This is a genomic window from Leclercia sp. Colony189 (assembly GCF_009740165.1).
GTDB lineage: Bacteria > Pseudomonadota > Gammaproteobacteria > Enterobacterales > Enterobacteriaceae > Enterobacter.
Genome location: NZ_CP046557.1, coordinates 778,043 through 793,191, shown reverse-complemented (window position 1 = coordinate 793,191; position 15,149 = coordinate 778,043). Strand labels below are relative to the sequence as shown.

The 15,149-nt window shown below is 54.4% G+C and carries 14 protein-coding genes; 8 read left to right on the top strand and 6 right to left on the bottom strand.

Annotation, left to right across the window (positions count from 1 at the left end):
- Positions 1-12: 12 nt before the first annotated feature.
- Positions 13-672 carry a bifunctional tRNA pseudouridine(32) synthase/23S rRNA pseudouridine(746) synthase RluA gene (gene rluA, locus GNG29_RS03790; RefSeq protein ID WP_156653907.1) on the top strand — a complete coding sequence of 220 codons (660 nt, stop codon included), beginning with the start codon at positions 13-15 and terminating at the stop codon, positions 670-672.
- Positions 673-716: 44 nt separating this feature from the next.
- Here rluA and djlA read toward each other — a convergent pair whose 3' ends face one another.
- Positions 717-1,535, bottom strand: coding sequence for a co-chaperone DjlA (djlA, locus tag GNG29_RS03785; protein ID WP_103178240.1), 819 nt, complete (start codon positions 1,533-1,535; stop codon positions 717-719).
- Between the two features lie 240 nt (positions 1,536-1,775).
- Between djlA and lptD the strand changes: the two genes are divergently transcribed.
- From lptD to apaH, 6 genes are read left to right on the top strand one after another with little or no spacing between them, the layout of a single operon-like run.
- Entirely contained in the window at positions 1,776-4,130 is a 2,355-nt protein-coding gene (lptD, locus tag GNG29_RS03780; protein WP_156653906.1) for an LPS assembly protein LptD, read from the top strand.
- Between the two features lie 53 nt (positions 4,131-4,183).
- Entirely contained in the window at positions 4,184-5,470 is a 1,287-nt protein-coding gene (surA, locus tag GNG29_RS03775; RefSeq protein ID WP_103178238.1) for a peptidylprolyl isomerase SurA, read from the top strand.
- Complete coding sequence (gene pdxA / locus GNG29_RS03770; protein ID WP_156653905.1) at positions 5,470-6,456, top strand: 4-hydroxythreonine-4-phosphate dehydrogenase PdxA; 987 nt, start codon at positions 5,470-5,472, stop codon at positions 6,454-6,456. Before surA ends, pdxA begins: the two co-directional genes overlap by 1 nt.
- A complete protein-coding gene (gene rsmA / locus GNG29_RS03765; RefSeq protein ID WP_103178236.1) occupies positions 6,453-7,274 on the top strand; it encodes a 16S rRNA (adenine(1518)-N(6)/adenine(1519)-N(6))-dimethyltransferase RsmA in 822 nt (273 codons plus the stop codon). Before pdxA ends, rsmA begins: the two co-directional genes overlap by 4 nt.
- 3 nt (positions 7,275-7,277) lie before the next feature.
- Positions 7,278-7,655 (top strand): Co2+/Mg2+ efflux protein ApaG, encoded by a 378-nt coding sequence (gene apaG / locus GNG29_RS03760; RefSeq protein ID WP_103178235.1) that lies wholly within the window; start codon positions 7,278-7,280, stop codon positions 7,653-7,655.
- Between the two features lie 2 nt (positions 7,656-7,657).
- A complete protein-coding gene (apaH, locus tag GNG29_RS03755; RefSeq protein ID WP_156653904.1) occupies positions 7,658-8,506 on the top strand; it encodes a bis(5'-nucleosyl)-tetraphosphatase (symmetrical) ApaH in 849 nt (282 codons plus the stop codon).
- 44 nt (positions 8,507-8,550) lie between these two features.
- On the opposite strand, the gene folA is transcribed toward apaH, so the two are convergent.
- The 4 genes from folA to GNG29_RS23270 form a co-directional block, all read right to left on the bottom strand.
- The gene (gene folA, locus GNG29_RS03750) at positions 8,551-9,030 is read right to left on the bottom strand and encodes a type 3 dihydrofolate reductase (protein WP_103178233.1); all 480 of its coding nucleotides are present in this window, start codon (positions 9,028-9,030) and stop codon (positions 8,551-8,553) included.
- A gap of 114 nt (positions 9,031-9,144) precedes the next feature.
- Entirely contained in the window at positions 9,145-11,010 is a 1,866-nt protein-coding gene (gene kefC, locus GNG29_RS03745; protein WP_103178232.1) for a glutathione-regulated potassium-efflux system protein KefC, read from the bottom strand.
- Entirely contained in the window at positions 11,003-11,533 is a 531-nt protein-coding gene (gene kefF, locus GNG29_RS03740; RefSeq protein ID WP_103178231.1) for a glutathione-regulated potassium-efflux system oxidoreductase KefF, read from the bottom strand. Before kefF ends, kefC begins: the two co-directional genes overlap by 8 nt.
- Before the next feature lie 396 nt (positions 11,534-11,929).
- Complete coding sequence (locus GNG29_RS23270; protein WP_231736585.1) at positions 11,930-12,100, bottom strand: hypothetical protein; 171 nt, start codon at positions 12,098-12,100, stop codon at positions 11,930-11,932.
- Positions 12,101-12,290: 190 nt separating this feature from the next.
- Between GNG29_RS23270 and GNG29_RS03735 the strand changes: the two genes are divergently transcribed.
- Entirely contained in the window at positions 12,291-14,768 is a 2,478-nt protein-coding gene (locus tag GNG29_RS03735; protein WP_231736641.1) for an autotransporter outer membrane beta-barrel domain-containing protein, read from the top strand.
- 51 nt (positions 14,769-14,819) lie between these two features.
- Here GNG29_RS03735 and GNG29_RS03730 read toward each other — a convergent pair whose 3' ends face one another.
- Positions 14,820-15,053 carry a YgdI/YgdR family lipoprotein gene (locus GNG29_RS03730; protein ID WP_103178229.1) on the bottom strand — a complete coding sequence of 78 codons (234 nt, stop codon included), beginning with the start codon at positions 15,051-15,053 and terminating at the stop codon, positions 14,820-14,822.
- Between the last annotated feature and the right edge of the window lie 96 nt (positions 15,054-15,149).

The following is a 15,149-nucleotide window of genomic DNA, read 5'->3' as shown; positions in this document are numbered from 1 at the left end:
GCGGAGCGAAACATGTTGATGGAACCCTACAATCCGCCGCAGGATCCGTGGCTGGTCATTCTCTATCAGGATGAGCATATTATGGTGGTCAACAAGCCAAGCGGCTTGTTGTCCGTGCCGGGCAGGCTGGATGAGCACAAAGACAGCGTGATGACGCGCGTTCAGCGTGATTTTCCGCAGGCGGAGTCCGTCCACCGTCTGGACATGGCCACCAGCGGAGTGATTGTAGTGGCGCTGACCAAGGCGGCAGAGCGCGAGCTGAAACGTCAGTTTCGAGAGCGTGAGCCGAAGAAGCAGTACCTGGCGCGCGTCTGGGGTCATCCACAACCGGCGGAAGGGCTGGTTGATCTGCCGCTGATCTGCGACTGGCCTAACCGCCCGAAGCAGAAGGTCTGCTACGAGACCGGCAAGGCGGCGCAAACCGAGTATGAAGTGCTGGAGTACGCGGCGGACAACAGCGCCCGCGTGCTGCTAAAACCGATTACCGGCCGCTCGCACCAGCTGCGTGTGCATATGCTGGCGCTGGGTCACCCGATTCTGGGGGATCGCTTTTATGCCACGCCGGAAGCCCGGGCGATGGCGCCGCGTCTGCAACTGCATGCACAGATGCTCACCATCACCCACCCGGAATACGGTACGCCGATGACCTTTAAGGCACCGGCAGACTTTTGATCCGTTGCCCGGCAGCACCCCTTGCCGCCGGGCCAACCGCTTCCTTACTTAAAGCCCTTCTGCTCTTTGATAAGCTCGTAGGCTTTCTGAATTTCCTGCGCTTTTTGCTTCGCCATCTCCATCATCTCTGGCGGTAAACCTTTGGCCACCAGCTTATCCGGGTGATGCTCGCTCATCAGCTTACGGTAGGCCCGCTTGATGGTTGTCGGTTCATCGGTTGGCTTCACGCCCAGCACATTACAGGCATCTTCCAGGGTAGGACCACGCTGCGCCTGCTGCCAGCCGCCACCGCCCGCCTGCTGTTGCTGATAGCCGCCGCCAAACTGTGCGCCGCCCTGCATCATGCGCAGGAACTGATCGAACTGGGTGCGGGAAATGCCCAACTCTTCGGCGATAACATACAGCACTTCACGTTCGTTCGGGTGGAGCGACCCATCGGCAAACGCCGCCTGGATCTGAATCTCCAGAAACATCCGAATTAAGTCGAAGCGCCCGAAGCAGATGCTGCGGAACTGACGCATTTTTTCGCGCAGGGGATAGTTATCCGCCTTACCGATACGAAATGCGTTTTGCGCGGCCGCCCGGGAGTCACCGTGCAGGTTCATGCGATCCATAAACTGGCTGGCGACATGGATGTCGGCCTCGGTGACACGCCCTTTCGATTTGGTCAGATGGCCCATTACCTCGAAGGTTGTCGCAAAAAAAAGCGCCTGGCGTTCACGCTGGTTAGCGAACCAGGCCATCTTGCGACTGCGCGCTTTATCAAACATATGGCCGATAAGCAGCCCCAGAACGATACCCCAGAAGCCCGCGCCCATCAGTAAAGCGAACGCTACGCCGATAATTTTTCCCCAATACTGCATATACTCCCCAAATGGTGATCGATTTGATCCAGCGCAACGCCATCATTCCGGTGGCCTGGCCACGGTCAAGTGAAGGACATCGCCTATAATTTGCATTATCATACTCGTCATTCAATAACGAGCCTATCACCATGGCTCGTTTACGGGCAGGATTAACGCTGGCACTGTGATGATGAGTAAGATAGTCTCTGACCGTTTGCCAGCGATAAGCCACTGATGACGGAACAATAAATAAAACGTATGAAAAAACGTATCCCCACCCTTCTGGCCACGATGATAGCTACGGCTCTGTACAGTCAACAGGGTCTGGCAGCCGATCTCGCCTCGCAATGTATGCTGGGTATCCCCAGCTATGATCGCCCGCTGGTACAGGGTGATACGAACACGCTACCGGTTACCATCACCGCTGACAACGCAAAAGGGAACTATCCTGACGACGCCCTGTTTAGCGGGAACGTGGATATTAACCAGGGCAACAGCCGCTTGCAGGCCGATGAAGTGCAGTTGCACCAGAAACAGCCAGAAGGCGCAGCCGAACCGGTACGTACGGTAGATGCGCTGGGTAATGTGCACTATGACGATAATCAGGTCATCCTGAAAGGTCCGAAAGCCTGGTCGAACCTGAATACCAAAGACACTAACGTCTGGGAAGGTGATTACCAGATGGTTGGCCGCCAGGGTCGCGGTAAAGCGGACCTGATGAAACAGCGCGGTGAAAACCGCTACACCATTCTGGAAAACGGGACCTTTACCTCCTGTCTGCCAGGCTCGGATACCTGGAGCGTGGTAGGTAGCGAAGTGATCCACGACCGCGAAGAGCAGGTTGCGGAGATCTGGAACGCCCGCTTTAAGCTCGGCCCGGTGCCGGTCTTCTATAGCCCCTATCTGCAACTGCCCGTGGGCGATAAACGTCGCTCCGGCTTCCTGATCCCGAACGCCCAGTACAGCACCTCAAACTACTTTGAGTTTTACCTGCCGTACTACTGGAACATTGCGCCCAACATGGACGCGACGATCACGCCGCACTATATCCACAAGCGCGGCAACATCATGTGGGAGAACGAGTTCCGCTATCTGACGCATGCGGGTTCGGGTCTGATGGAGCTGGACTATCTGCCATCGGATAAAGTGTATGAGGATGATCCAAGAAATACCTCCGGGGATAATCGCCATCGCTGGTTGTACTACTGGCAGCACTCGGGCGTAATGGATCAGGTGTGGCGTTTTAACGTCGACTACACCAAAGTCAGCGACTCGAGCTATTTTAACGACTTTACCTCTAAATACGGCTCAAGTACCGATGGCTACGCCACGCAGAAATTCAGCGCGGGCTATGTAGTACAGAATTTTGACGCGACCGTTTCCACCAAACAGTTCCAGGTCTTTAGCGACCAAACGCAGAGCACCTATGCTGCAGAGCCACAGCTTGATGTTAACTGGTACCAGAATAATGTGGGTCCTTTTGACACCCGGGTCTACGCCCAGGCGGTGCATTTCGTCAATACCGACTCTGACATGCCTGAAGCAACGCGTCTGCACCTTGAGCCAACGATTAACCTGCCTGTTTCAAACGACTGGGCCAGCCTCGATACCGAAGTGAAGCTGATGGCGACCCACTATCAGCAGGATAATCTGGAAACGTACAATGCCAATCATGGCACGCGTCTGGAAGATTCCGTTAACCGCGTGCTGCCGCAGTTTAAAGTGGACGGCAAGCTCGTCTTCGAGCGCGACATGAACTGGAGCGAGGGCTATACCCAGACGCTGGAGCCGCGCGCCCAGTATCTCTATGTGCCGTACCGCGATCAGAGCAATATCCAGAACTATGACTCTTCATTCCTGCAATCTGATTACAGCGGCCTGTTCCGCGACCGTACTTACGGTGGTCTGGACCGTATTGCATCGGCCAACCAGGTGACCACCGGGGTCACAACGCGTATTTATGATGATGCTGCAGTTGAACGTTTTAATGCTTCTGTGGGTCAAATCTACTACTTCACCGAAGCACGTACCGGTGATGACAATATCCAGTGGGAGAAGGACGACAAAAAAGGATCGCTGGTATGGGCCGGAGATACTTACTGGCGCATAACCGATCGTTGGGGTCTGCGCAGCGGCGTGCAATATGACACGCGGCTGAACAATGTTGCCACCGGTAGCGGTTCAATCGAGTACCGTCGTGATGCAGACCGAATGGTACAGCTCAGCTATCGTTACGCCAGCCCGGAATATATCCAGGCGACGTTACCTAACTTTGCCACGTCCGAACAAACGAAAGAGGGCATTTCGCAGGTGGGAGGCATCGCAAGCTGGCCAATTGCCGATCGTTGGTCGGTGGTGGGAGCCTACTACTTCGATACCAACCAGAATAAGTCTGCAGATCAGATGCTGGGTGTGCAGTACAACTCCTGCTGCTACGCGATTCGCGTTGGATACGAACGTAAGCTTAACGGCTGGGATCCAGACAAAAATCAGAGCGAGTACGATAACGTCATCGGCTTTAACATCGAACTCCGTGGCCTGAGTTCCAACTATGGTCTGGGTACTCAGCAGATGCTGCGCTCACCGATTCTGCCGTACCGTAGTTCATTGTGATGTACTTGATTTAACACGTAATCCGCTTTGCGGTTAATTGATATGGAAAAAGTATGAAGAACTGGAAAACGCTGCTGCTCGGTATCGCTATGGTCGCGAATACCAGCTTCGCGGCCCCACAGGTTGTCGACAAAGTCGCTGCCGTTGTGAACAACGGTGTGGTACTTGAGAGCGACGTTGATGGTTTAATGCAGTCTGTGAAGCTCAACGCGGGTCAGGCAGGTCAGCAACTTCCGGACGATTCCACGCTGCGTCATCAGATCCTTGAACGTTTGATCATGGATCAAATCGTTCTGCAGATGGGTCAGAAGATGGGTGTGAAGATCTCTGATGAGCAGCTCGATCAGGCTATCGCCAACATTGCGAAGCAGAACAATATGTCCCCGGACCAGATGCGCAGCCGTCTGGCCTATGACGGCATCAGCTATTCGACCTACCGTAATCAGATCCGCAAAGAGATGCTGATTTCAGAAGTGCGCAATAACGAAGTGCGTCGCCGCGTTACCATCCTGCCGCAGGAAGTGGATGCCCTGGCGAAACAGGTGGGCAACCAGAACGATGCCAGCACCGAACTGAACCTGAGCCACATCCTGATCCCCCTGGCAGAAAACCCATCTTCTGACCAGGTGGCCGAGGCGGAAAGCCAGGCACGTTCCATCGTCGATCAGGCGCGTAATGGCGGTGATTTCGGCAAACTGGCGATCACCTATTCCGCTGACCAGCAGGCGCTGAAAGGCGGCCAGATGGGCTGGGGTCGTATTCAGGAGCTGCCTTCTATCTTTGCCCAGGCGCTGAGCACGGCGAAGAAAGGCGACATCGTGGGTCCAATCCGTTCCGGCGTGGGCTTCCATATTCTGAAAGTGAACGATCTGCGCGGCCAGAGCCAGAGCATCTCCGTGACGGAAGTGCACGCCCGCCACATTCTGCTGAAAACCTCGCCGATCATGTCTGATACGCAGGCGCGTACCAAGCTGGAGCAAATTGCCGCCGATATTCGCAGCGGTAAAACCTCCTTCGCCAACGCCGCGAAAGAGTTCTCTCAGGATCCAGGTTCCGCGAATCAGGGCGGCGATCTGGGCTGGGCGGCTGCGGATATTTACGATCCGGCCTTCCGCGATGCGCTGATGAGAATGAACAAAGGTCAGATGAGCGAACCGGTTCACTCCACCTTCGGCTGGCACCTCATCGAGCTGCTGGATACCCGCAATGTGGATAAAACCGATGCGGCGCAAAAAGATCGTGCATACCGTATGCTGTTCAACCGTAAGTTCTCTGAAGAAGCAGCGACCTGGATGCAGGAACAACGCGCCAGCGCCTACGTCAAAGTCCTGAGCAACTAATGAAACAACATCGTGTTGTCATCACTCCCGGCGAACCCGCCGGGATTGGTCCCGACCTGGTCGTCCAGCTTGCCCAGCGCAGCTGGCCGGTCGAACTGGTGATCTGCGCCGATGCCAGCGTGCTCGAAGCGCGAGCGAAACAGCTTAATCTCCCGCTCACGCTTCTGCCGTATCAGGCAGAAAACGCTCCCCTTCCCCAGCAAGCAGGCACCTTAACGCTGCTACCTGTCCCGCTACGCGCGCCGGTTATCCCCGGCCAGTTGAGCACTGAAAATGGTCATTATGTGGTGGAGACGCTGGCGCGCGCCTGCGATGGCTGTCTGAGCGGGGAATTTGCCGCGCTGATCACCGGCCCGGTCCATAAAGGGGTGATCAACGATGCCGGCGTGGCCTTTACCGGTCATACCGAGTTTTTTGAAGAGCGGTCGCACAGCGCAAAAGTGGTGATGATGCTGGCAACCGAGGAGCTGCGGGTCGCCCTGGCGACGACGCACCTGCCCATCAAAGCCATTTCCGACGCCATTACGCCGGATCTGCTGCGCGACGTCATTACCATCCTGCACCACGATTTACGCACCAAATTCGGTATTGCCGATCCGCACGTGCTGGTATGCGGCCTGAACCCACATGCGGGTGAAGGTGGGCATATGGGTATGGAAGAGATCGACACCATCATTCCGGTGCTGGAAGAGATGCGCGCGAAAGGCATGAATCTCAGCGGGCCGCTGCCTGCCGATACCCTGTTTCAACCGAAATACCTGGATCATGCAGACGCCGTGCTGGCGATGTACCACGATCAGGGCCTTCCCGTGCTAAAATACCAGGGATTTGGCCGCGGGGTGAATATTACCCTCGGTTTACCCTTTATTCGTACTTCTGTTGACCATGGTACTGCGCTCGATTTAGCAGGCCAGGGAAAAGCAGATGTCGGCAGTTTTATTACGGCGCTTAATCTCGCCATCAAAATGATTGTTAATACTCAATGAATAATCGCGTCCACCAGGGCCATTTAGCCCGTAAACGTTTCGGGCAAAACTTCCTCAACGATCAGTTCGTGATCGAAAGTATTGTTTCGGCTATCAATCCACAGAAAGGCCAGGCAATGGTCGAAATCGGGCCGGGCCTCGCCGCTCTGACCGAACCGGTTGGCGAGCGTTTGGATGAACTTACCGTCATCGAGCTGGACCGCGATCTGGCAGCGCGCCTGCAGACGCACCCGTTCCTCGGGCCGAAACTGACCATTTATCAGCAGGATGCCATGACCATGAACTTCGGCGAACTGTCGGAGAAAATGGGCCAGCCGCTGCGCGTATTCGGCAACCTGCCGTATAACATCTCCACGCCGCTGATGTTCCACCTGTTTAGCTATACTGATGCCATTGCTGACATGCACTTCATGTTGCAAAAAGAGGTCGTTAATCGACTGGTTGCAGGGCCGAACAGTAAAGCGTATGGTCGTTTAAGCGTGATGGCACAGTACTACTGTAACGTGATCCCGGTACTCGAAGTACCGCCATCGGCATTTACGCCGCCGCCAAAAGTTGACTCAGCGGTTGTGCGCCTGGTGCCGCATAAAACGAAGCCGTATCCGGTGAAGGATCTGCGCGTGCTGAGCCGCATCACCACCGAAGCCTTTAACCAGCGTCGTAAAACGATTCGTAACAGCCTTGGCAATCTGTTTACTGTTGACGTGTTAGCTCAGTTGGGTATCGACCCGGCGATGCGCGCGGAAAACATTTCCGTAGAGCAGTACTGCAAGCTGGCTAACTACATCAGCGAAAATGCGCCGCCGAAGGAGAGCTAAGCCATGATTAATTCGCCCCGCGTATGTGTTCAGGTGCAAAGCCTTTACATCGAGTCTCAATCCACACCGGATGAAGAACGTTTTGTTTTTGCTTACACCGTGACCATTCGCAATCTCGGGCGAACCCCTGTCCAGCTGCTGGGGCGTTACTGGCTTATCACTAACGGCAATGGCCGTGAAATTGAAGTGCAGGGCGAAGGTGTGGTGGGTGAACAGCCGCACATTGCGCCCGGCGAAGAGTATCAGTATACCAGCGGTGCAGTAATCGAGACGCCGCTGGGAACCATGCAGGGCCATTATGAAATGGTCGATACCGAGGGCAATGCATTCCGCGTTGCCATTCCTGTTTTCCGTCTGGCTGTACCAACACTCATTCACTAAACATGTCTACATATCTCATTGGCGACGTTCACGGTTGCTACGATGAACTGATCGCCTTGCTAAAGCAGGTGGATTTTACCCCAGGTACAGACACGCTGTGGCTTACGGGCGATCTCGTTGCCCGCGGCCCTGGCTCGCTGGAAGTCCTGCGCTATGTCAAATCGCTGGGCGACAGCGTGCGGATCGTCCTCGGCAACCACGACCTTCATCTCCTGGCGGTCTACGCCGGGATCAGCCGCAATAAACCGAAAGACAGGATCACGCCGTTGCTGGAAGCGCCCGACGCCGATGAGCTGATTAACTGGCTGCGTCGCCAGCCGCTGCTGCAGATCGACGAAGAGAAAAAAGTGGTGATGGCGCACGCGGGCATTACCCCGCAGTGGGATCTGCAAACCGCCAAAGAGTGTGCCCGGGACGTCGAAGCGGTGCTCGCCAGCGACTCTTACCCGTTCTTCCTCGATGCGATGTATGGCGACATGCCCAACAACTGGAGCATGGAGCTCAGCGGCGTTGCGCGCCTGCGTTTTATCACGAACGCCTTCACCCGCATGCGTTACTGCTTCCCGAATGGTCAGCTGGATATGTATTGCAAGGATGTGCCGGAAAACGCGCCGACGCCGCTCAAGCCGTGGTTTGCAATCCCTGGCCCGGTAACGGAGCAGTACAGTGTCGTCTTCGGCCACTGGGCATCGCTGGAAGGGAAAGGCACGCCTGAAGGCATTTATGGGCTGGATACGGGTTGCTGCTGGGGGGGAGAACTCACCTGTCTGCGCTGGGAAGATAAAGCCTGGTTTATGCAGCCTTCGAACCGGCATCTGGATTTGGATGAAAATGAAGCCGTAGCGTCGTAGAAGAGCGCTGCACCTCTCCCGGCGGGAAAGGTGCAGTAACCACATTAGCGGCGTTCAAGGATCTCGAAGCAGTAGCTATGCGAGTTTTGCGCATCCGCGTCGTGGAATTCGCTGAACACCGATTCCCACTCGTCAGGATCGTAGTCCGGAAAATGGGTATCCCCTTCCACTTCAGCATCAATGTGGGTCAGATATAGTTTCTGCGCTTTCGGCAGGAATTGCTCATAGATACGCCCCCCGCCAATCACCATGATCTCTTCAGCATCGCCGCAGGCAGCAATGGCTTCGTCGATGGATTTAACCCACTCAACACGATCGTCCGTGCCGGGTTGGCTGCTTATTACGATGTTTTTACGGCCCGGCAACGGGCGCCCGATTGACTCCCAGGTCAGGCGACCCATTACTACCGGCTTGTTCAACGTTGTACGTTTAAACCACGCGAGATCGGCAGGCAGATTCCACGGCATGGCGTTTTCCATACCAATCACGCGATCTACCGCAAGCGCCGCAATCAGACTGATCATTGATTATTTCCCGGATGCAAAAAATTGCCGCCACTATACGGAAAGCTTAATCTTTCGTCGACTGGCGGCAGAGTAAAGAACAGGAAATTTTTTATATTTGCTGGCAACCCCTCTTCACGCTACAGGTTTGCTCTCCGGCTCATCGTGCGGATCGCCGGTATGCTTACCCTCTTCCGTTCCCTGCCAGCCATGACGCTGGGTCAGTGAGAGGTGATTACGATCCTCATTGATGATCTCGGTCAGCATGGCGCTGGTGCGTTTAACCACTGCCGCGCGGGATTTGGCATCGTTCTCCGCCATTTCCGCCATCTCCTCCAGCATCTCAATATTAAAGCGACGGAACAGATCGGCCCGCTCCCGGGCTTCATATGCCCCGAGGCCAAGGCTCTCCAGCGCCAGCCGTCCGGATTTGAGCGCGCCTTCAAAGGTTTCACGCTCCGGGGCATCGACACCTGTCTGACGCAGTTTGATGTAGTGATCGATATCGCGCGCGCGGGAGATGATTTTCAGATGCGGGAAGTGCGTCTTCGCCAGCTCAACCAGCTGCAGGCTGTTCTTCGGATCGTCTATCGCGTTGATCAACACTTCGGCCTTGTGCGCCCCGGCGGATTCCAGCAGGTCCACGCGGGTGGCATCGCCATAAAAGACCTTCATATCAAACTTACGCAAGGTTTCAATATGATCGGGATCGTGATCGAGGATGACCATTTTTACCCCACTGGAGAGCAGCAAACGGCCCGCAATCTGACCGAAGCGACCAAACCCGGCGATGATGACCCGCGGTTGCTCTTCATCAATTTCATCAGCCTCGTGCTGTTGACCACTGTTGGCAGCGTCGAGACGGGTCAGCACCACCAGCAGCAGCGGGGTTACCGCCATTGACAGCGCCACCGCCAGCGTCAGCGCCTTCGCCCATTCGGGATCGAGCACGTTTGCCATGTTTGCCGCGCCAAACACCACAAAGGCAAACTCACTCCCCTGCCCCAGCAGCACCGCAAACCAGCGCCGCTGTTTCGCGGGAACCTTCAGCGGGCGAGCTACCAGCCAGAGCATGAGCATTTTAATGGCCAGGAAGCCCACCAGCAGGATCGCGATGCGCAGCGGATGGGTGACTAACGTCCCGAAATCAACCGACATCCCCACGCCAATAAAGAACAGCCCCAGCAGCAGCCCCTTAAAGGGCTCGATATCGCTTTCCAGGGCGTGGCGGTACTCGGAGCTCGCCAGCAGAACGCCTGCCAGAAACGCCCCCATCGCCATAGAGAGCCCGGCCTCTTCCAGCATCAGACCAAAGCCGAAGACCAGGAATAAGGCCACGGCGCTGAAGACTTCGCGCAGGCCGGAGCGGGCGACAAAACGCAGCAACGGCCGGCTGACGTACCGCCCGAGCAGGACCACCAGCGCCAGCGCCCCGACAACTTTCAAGGCCGAAAGGGCAAAGGCGCCCAGGGTAGTTGACGCCCCGGAAGCGGCCAGCAGCGGGATCATCGCCACCAGCGGAATGGCGGCGATGTCCTGAAACAGCAGCACTGAGAAGGCGCTGCGCCCCATCTGCGAAACCGTCAGGTTACGTTCATTCATGGCCTGCATGGCGATCGCCGTGGATGAGAGCGCCAGCGTCATACCGATCAGCTCCGCCACTTTCCAGTCCATGCCCAGCAGGATGCAGAATCCGCCCAGCAGCAGACCGCAGGCCAGCATCTGCAATGCCCCGCCGCCAAATACCGAGGCGCGCAGTTTCCACAGGCGACGCGGATCCAGCTCCAGACCAATCACGAACAGCATCAGCACCACGCCAATTTCCGCAAAGTGCAGAATCGACTCGGCATCGGTGACCAGCCGGAAACCCCACGGACCAATGACGCAGCCGGCAATCAGATAGCCCAGCACCGACCCCAGCCCCAGACGCACCGCAACCGGCACAATCAGCGCCGCGGCCCCCAAATAGATCAGCGCCTGAATCAGCGTATGGCTATCCATGGTGCGCCTCCTGCCAGTCGAGTAAACGTTGTTTGTAGTGGCGCGCCTGCGCCTGAAGGGTTTCGTCGTCGCAAACGAAGGTGCAGTGCATAGCAAATGGCGGGAGCCAGTTGAGCCCGCAGTAGAGCGCGGTCGCCTGCAGCGGCTGCGCCAGCACCTCAAAGCCGGGGAAGGAACCGATATCGAAATGGCTTTCGCCGCCACCGGTGGTCACCGCCCACAGCAGGCTTTTACCCTTGAGCGCTCTCCCGTTATGACCGTACGCCCAGCCGTGCGAGAAGACTTTATCGATCCACAGTTTCAGCAACGGAGGCGTGCTGTACCACTGCATCGGATGCTGCCAGACGATGAGATCGGCTCTGGAAATCGCCTCCTGCTCTGCGGCGATATCAATATTAAAGTCAGGATAGAGCTGATAGAGCGAGCGGATTTCTACACCCTCCAGCGTCTTTACCTGATCGAGCATTCGCTTATTCGCATGCGAATGGTGCGGATAAGGATGGGCGTAGATAATGAGTATCATGATTAACCTGGGTAAACGGCTTTCTTGTTGTGACTGTCAGTGTAGTCAGGAAAGCGAGGCGTTTGAAGGGGTCTCTGGCCTTGCTGGCATTAACCGCAAAGATTGGTAAATGGCTTTGCTTGGAAATCTATTATTTTTATTAATTCCATAAAAAATAAACATCATATTTAGCATTAAGATTATTCTCTTTGGATTAATGCAAAAACATTATCAATAAAATGAATTTAATCCATAATTTAAAAACACCATTCATAAAAAAACCTCTGACAACTCAATTGGTTAACTTAATATTAATAATACACCATTAAAAAGCAGTGATTTACAAAAAATCACCTCATTACTAAAATACGCTTTCTTAAATCACAAAACGGATGTGACAATGACAAGCAAAACCCCTCAATTAAATAAGACAACGGCATCGTTGAAAAATATTTTTCCAGCTTTATCAGCATTAATAGTATTTACCCCGTTAATGGTATCCGCAGAAATCATAATTAATGACAACACGGATGCCCCACAGACTTTTTCATCAGATAATACATACATCATTCCTGAAGATGTCAGCATTACCAATTCCACTGACATGCCCACTGTTACGGTCAAAGGGCAGGTAATTGACGGTGTCACGAACTATGGGAAAGTGTCTGGCGTAGGCGATGGAATGCTTATCGCTACTGGCTCACAAAAAGTAATCATAAATAACCAGCAAAGTGGATTAATCGAATCCACGGGTGCCACCGGAATTTATGTCGAAAATATGGGTGGGGACATAAACAACGCCGGTAAAATTCTGGGGGCAGAATACGGTATTAAAATTCATGAAGATTCAAGTAACGTCAACATCGCAAATACCGGTACGATCCAGGGTAAAACCGCGTTCACCTCCGGTGCCAGTGTCATCATTGATAATGATGGAATGTTAAAAGGCGGCACCGATAACGGTATCCTGCTTGATGCTTCAGGCAAAAGTAATCTTAATAATCGGGGGCAGATCGAGGCTGATGTTAACGGTGTTGTCGTCACGGGTAATCACAGACTTAATATAGGAAATAATGGCCTGATAAAAGGTTCAGAAAGTGCAATTACCTTTGAGAGTACCCAGGCTAATACGCTGACTTTGGGGCAAGGATCTGTGCTTGATGGCGATGTCATCTCCACCAATTCCACAACAAACACCTTAGCGTTACTGGATAGCGGCTCAGAAGACAGCAATTTCCGCGGCCTGAACGCAGGTGATGGCTTTGCTTCGCTGTCTATGGACGGTACTGACTGGTCACTGACCGGCAACATCGATATTATCGGCGCGGGTGACTCAATTAAGATCAACTCAGGTAAACTGACTCTGGCGGGCATCGTAAAAAACGACGCCGGTAATACCCTGATTTCAGAGGCAGGCCATCTTCAGCTGGGTAATGGTGACCAAACAGGCTTTCTGACCGGCACCCTGACCAATAACGGCACCTTCACGTTCAACCAGGGCTCCGACTCTGTTTTCGCAGGGGATATTACCGGCAGCGGCAACGTTAAAAAAATCGATGCTAATCTGTTAACCCTGACCGGCAATAACAGCTATACCGGCAATACCCTACTGAATAGCGGTACCACCCTGATCGCAGAAGGCGCAACCCTGGGCACCAGCGGCAATACCGCTACCGTCACCGTTGGCAATGGAGCAACCTTTGCCAGCGCCGGAACCGTTAATAACAACATCAATATTCTTAACGGCGGTACCCTCGCCTCCTGGAATGCCATCTCTGGCAATAGCGTAACGCCTTCAACTGCGAATACCATCAACGGTAATGTGACCAACAGCGGTACGCTGCAGGTCAATGGTCTTAATGACCACGTCGGCAACAGATTCGTCATTAACGGCAACTATACCGGGACGAGCGGTAGCCAGATCCTGATGAACAGCGTGTTGGGAGAGGATGATTCTGCTACCGATCACCTGACCATTACCGGTGATAGCGCCGGCCAGTCCGGTATCCGCATCTCGAATATCGGTGGTCTGGGTGCGCAAACCGTTAACGGTATGCAGGTTGTCAAAGTTAGTGGTAACTCCGACGCCGCATTCTCCCTTTCCCGACCTGTTGTTGCCGGTGCCTGGGAATACAGCCTGAACAAGCACACCGACGGTAACTGGTACCTGGAATCTGCGAACACTTCGCCTTCCCCTGCGCCCGAGCCAACACCCGATCCAACGCCAGACCCAACGCCAGCCCCTCAGCCGGCACCAGAGCCGGATGATAACGGCAACAATACCAACCCTGATGATGGTGGCTATACCCCACCAGCACCGTCTAACATGGCCCCTGAAGTCGGCGCCTATATGGGTAACTACCTGGCAGCCCAGGGGATGTTCCTGCACAAACGTGACGATCGCGATCAGCTGACGCTGCGCGATGGTGAGGATCTCAATACCTGGATGTATGTCAAAGGCCGCTATCACGACAATGACGTGGCAGGCGGAAAAGTAAACTATGACACGACCCAGTACGTCATGCAGGTTGGCAGCGATTTCATCAGCAAGCAGATGGATACTGGTGTTCTGCATAGTGGGATGATGTTTGGCGCAGGCCAGGCGAAAACCGACTCCACCTCTACCGGCAGCCACCGTTCCGCGCACGGCAAGGTCGATGGTGTGAACGTTGGCGTCTACGCCACCTGGCAGGAAGATCAGAAGCTGCGTAAAGGCAGCTATATCGACAGCTGGGCCTCTTACGGCTGGTATCACAACGGCCTGAGAAGCGATGGGCGCGACAATGAATCTTACAACAGCCACGGTTTTGCCGTGTCGCTGGAAGCGGGCCATGCCTGGATTGTTGATTCAGAAAACGAGAGAACCTGGAAAATCGAGCCGCAAATTCAGGCGATTTACAGCTACCTGGACCAGGAAAATCATAAGGATGCCGACGGCGTACGGATCTCTACCCTTGATAACGACAGCGTACTTGGCCGCGTAGGGGTGAAATCCAGCTACTTTGACCAGAAAGATGTTCAGGCGTGGCAGCCTTATGTGGCAGTTAACTGGCTGAAAGGGGCAGGACAGAACGACATCGCTTTCAACGGCGAAACCTTCAGCAACGATACCCCGGACGACCGCGCACAGCTGGAGCTGGGCGTAACGGGCAAGCTGAACGAGACCACCCTGATCTCGCTGCGCGCCAGCGGCGAATGGGGCGAAAACAGCTACGACGCCTATGGCGGTCATATCCTGTTAAATCACCGCTGGTAATCCTGTTACCGCAACAACCGATGCAGTGGCGCAGGCCACTGCATTTTTTTATCAGTTATCCAGTTCACCCATGGATTTCACCTGATCGCGGTTAATCTGTTCCGTCTGACCGGTTTCGGCATTATCAATAGACATCATTCCAGTATCGTCATCTACCTGCGGTTTTCCGTCGGTGACGATGGTTTTACCGTCAGTAGTTTTCACCGCCTGGTTAGAGGAACAACCTGCAACGGTAAATAGTGCTGCGGCAGTAAAAATTGAAGTCAGCAAAAGATTCTTACGCATGGTGTTCTCCCTGCTTTTCAGTTGGATTTAATTATCGACCTGATAATTTTAGGCTAACTGACTGATGGGAGATGAGAAAGCAGAAGGTTCTGAAGA

Excerpts from the sequence above, each read along its gene's own strand:
- rluA (WP_156653907.1), top strand. The coding sequence starts at position 13 with ATGTTGATGGAACCCTACAATCCGCCGCAGGATCCGTGGCTGGTCATT.
- djlA (WP_103178240.1), bottom strand. The coding sequence starts at position 1,535 with ATGCAGTATTGGGGAAAAATTATCGGCGTAGCGTTCGCTTTACTGATG.
- lptD (WP_156653906.1), top strand. The coding sequence starts at position 1,776 with ATGAAAAAACGTATCCCCACCCTTCTGGCCACGATGATAGCTACGGCT.
- surA (WP_103178238.1), top strand. The coding sequence starts at position 4,184 with ATGAAGAACTGGAAAACGCTGCTGCTCGGTATCGCTATGGTCGCGAAT.
- pdxA (WP_156653905.1), top strand. The coding sequence starts at position 5,470 with ATGAAACAACATCGTGTTGTCATCACTCCCGGCGAACCCGCCGGGATT.
- rsmA (WP_103178236.1), top strand. The coding sequence starts at position 6,453 with ATGAATAATCGCGTCCACCAGGGCCATTTAGCCCGTAAACGTTTCGGG.
- apaG (WP_103178235.1), top strand. The coding sequence starts at position 7,278 with ATGATTAATTCGCCCCGCGTATGTGTTCAGGTGCAAAGCCTTTACATC.
- apaH (WP_156653904.1), top strand. The coding sequence starts at position 7,658 with ATGTCTACATATCTCATTGGCGACGTTCACGGTTGCTACGATGAACTG.
- folA (WP_103178233.1), bottom strand. The coding sequence starts at position 9,030 with ATGATCAGTCTGATTGCGGCGCTTGCGGTAGATCGCGTGATTGGTATG.
- kefC (WP_103178232.1), bottom strand. The coding sequence starts at position 11,010 with ATGGATAGCCATACGCTGATTCAGGCGCTGATCTATTTGGGGGCCGCG.
- kefF (WP_103178231.1), bottom strand. The coding sequence starts at position 11,533 with ATGATACTCATTATCTACGCCCATCCTTATCCGCACCATTCGCATGCG.
- GNG29_RS23270 (WP_231736585.1), bottom strand. The coding sequence starts at position 12,100 with ATGCTGACATCTTCAGGAATGATGTATGTATTATCTGATGAAAAAGTC.
- GNG29_RS03735 (WP_231736641.1), top strand. The coding sequence starts at position 12,291 with ATGGGTGGGGACATAAACAACGCCGGTAAAATTCTGGGGGCAGAATAC.
- GNG29_RS03730 (WP_103178229.1), bottom strand. The coding sequence starts at position 15,053 with ATGCGTAAGAATCTTTTGCTGACTTCAATTTTTACTGCCGCAGCACTA.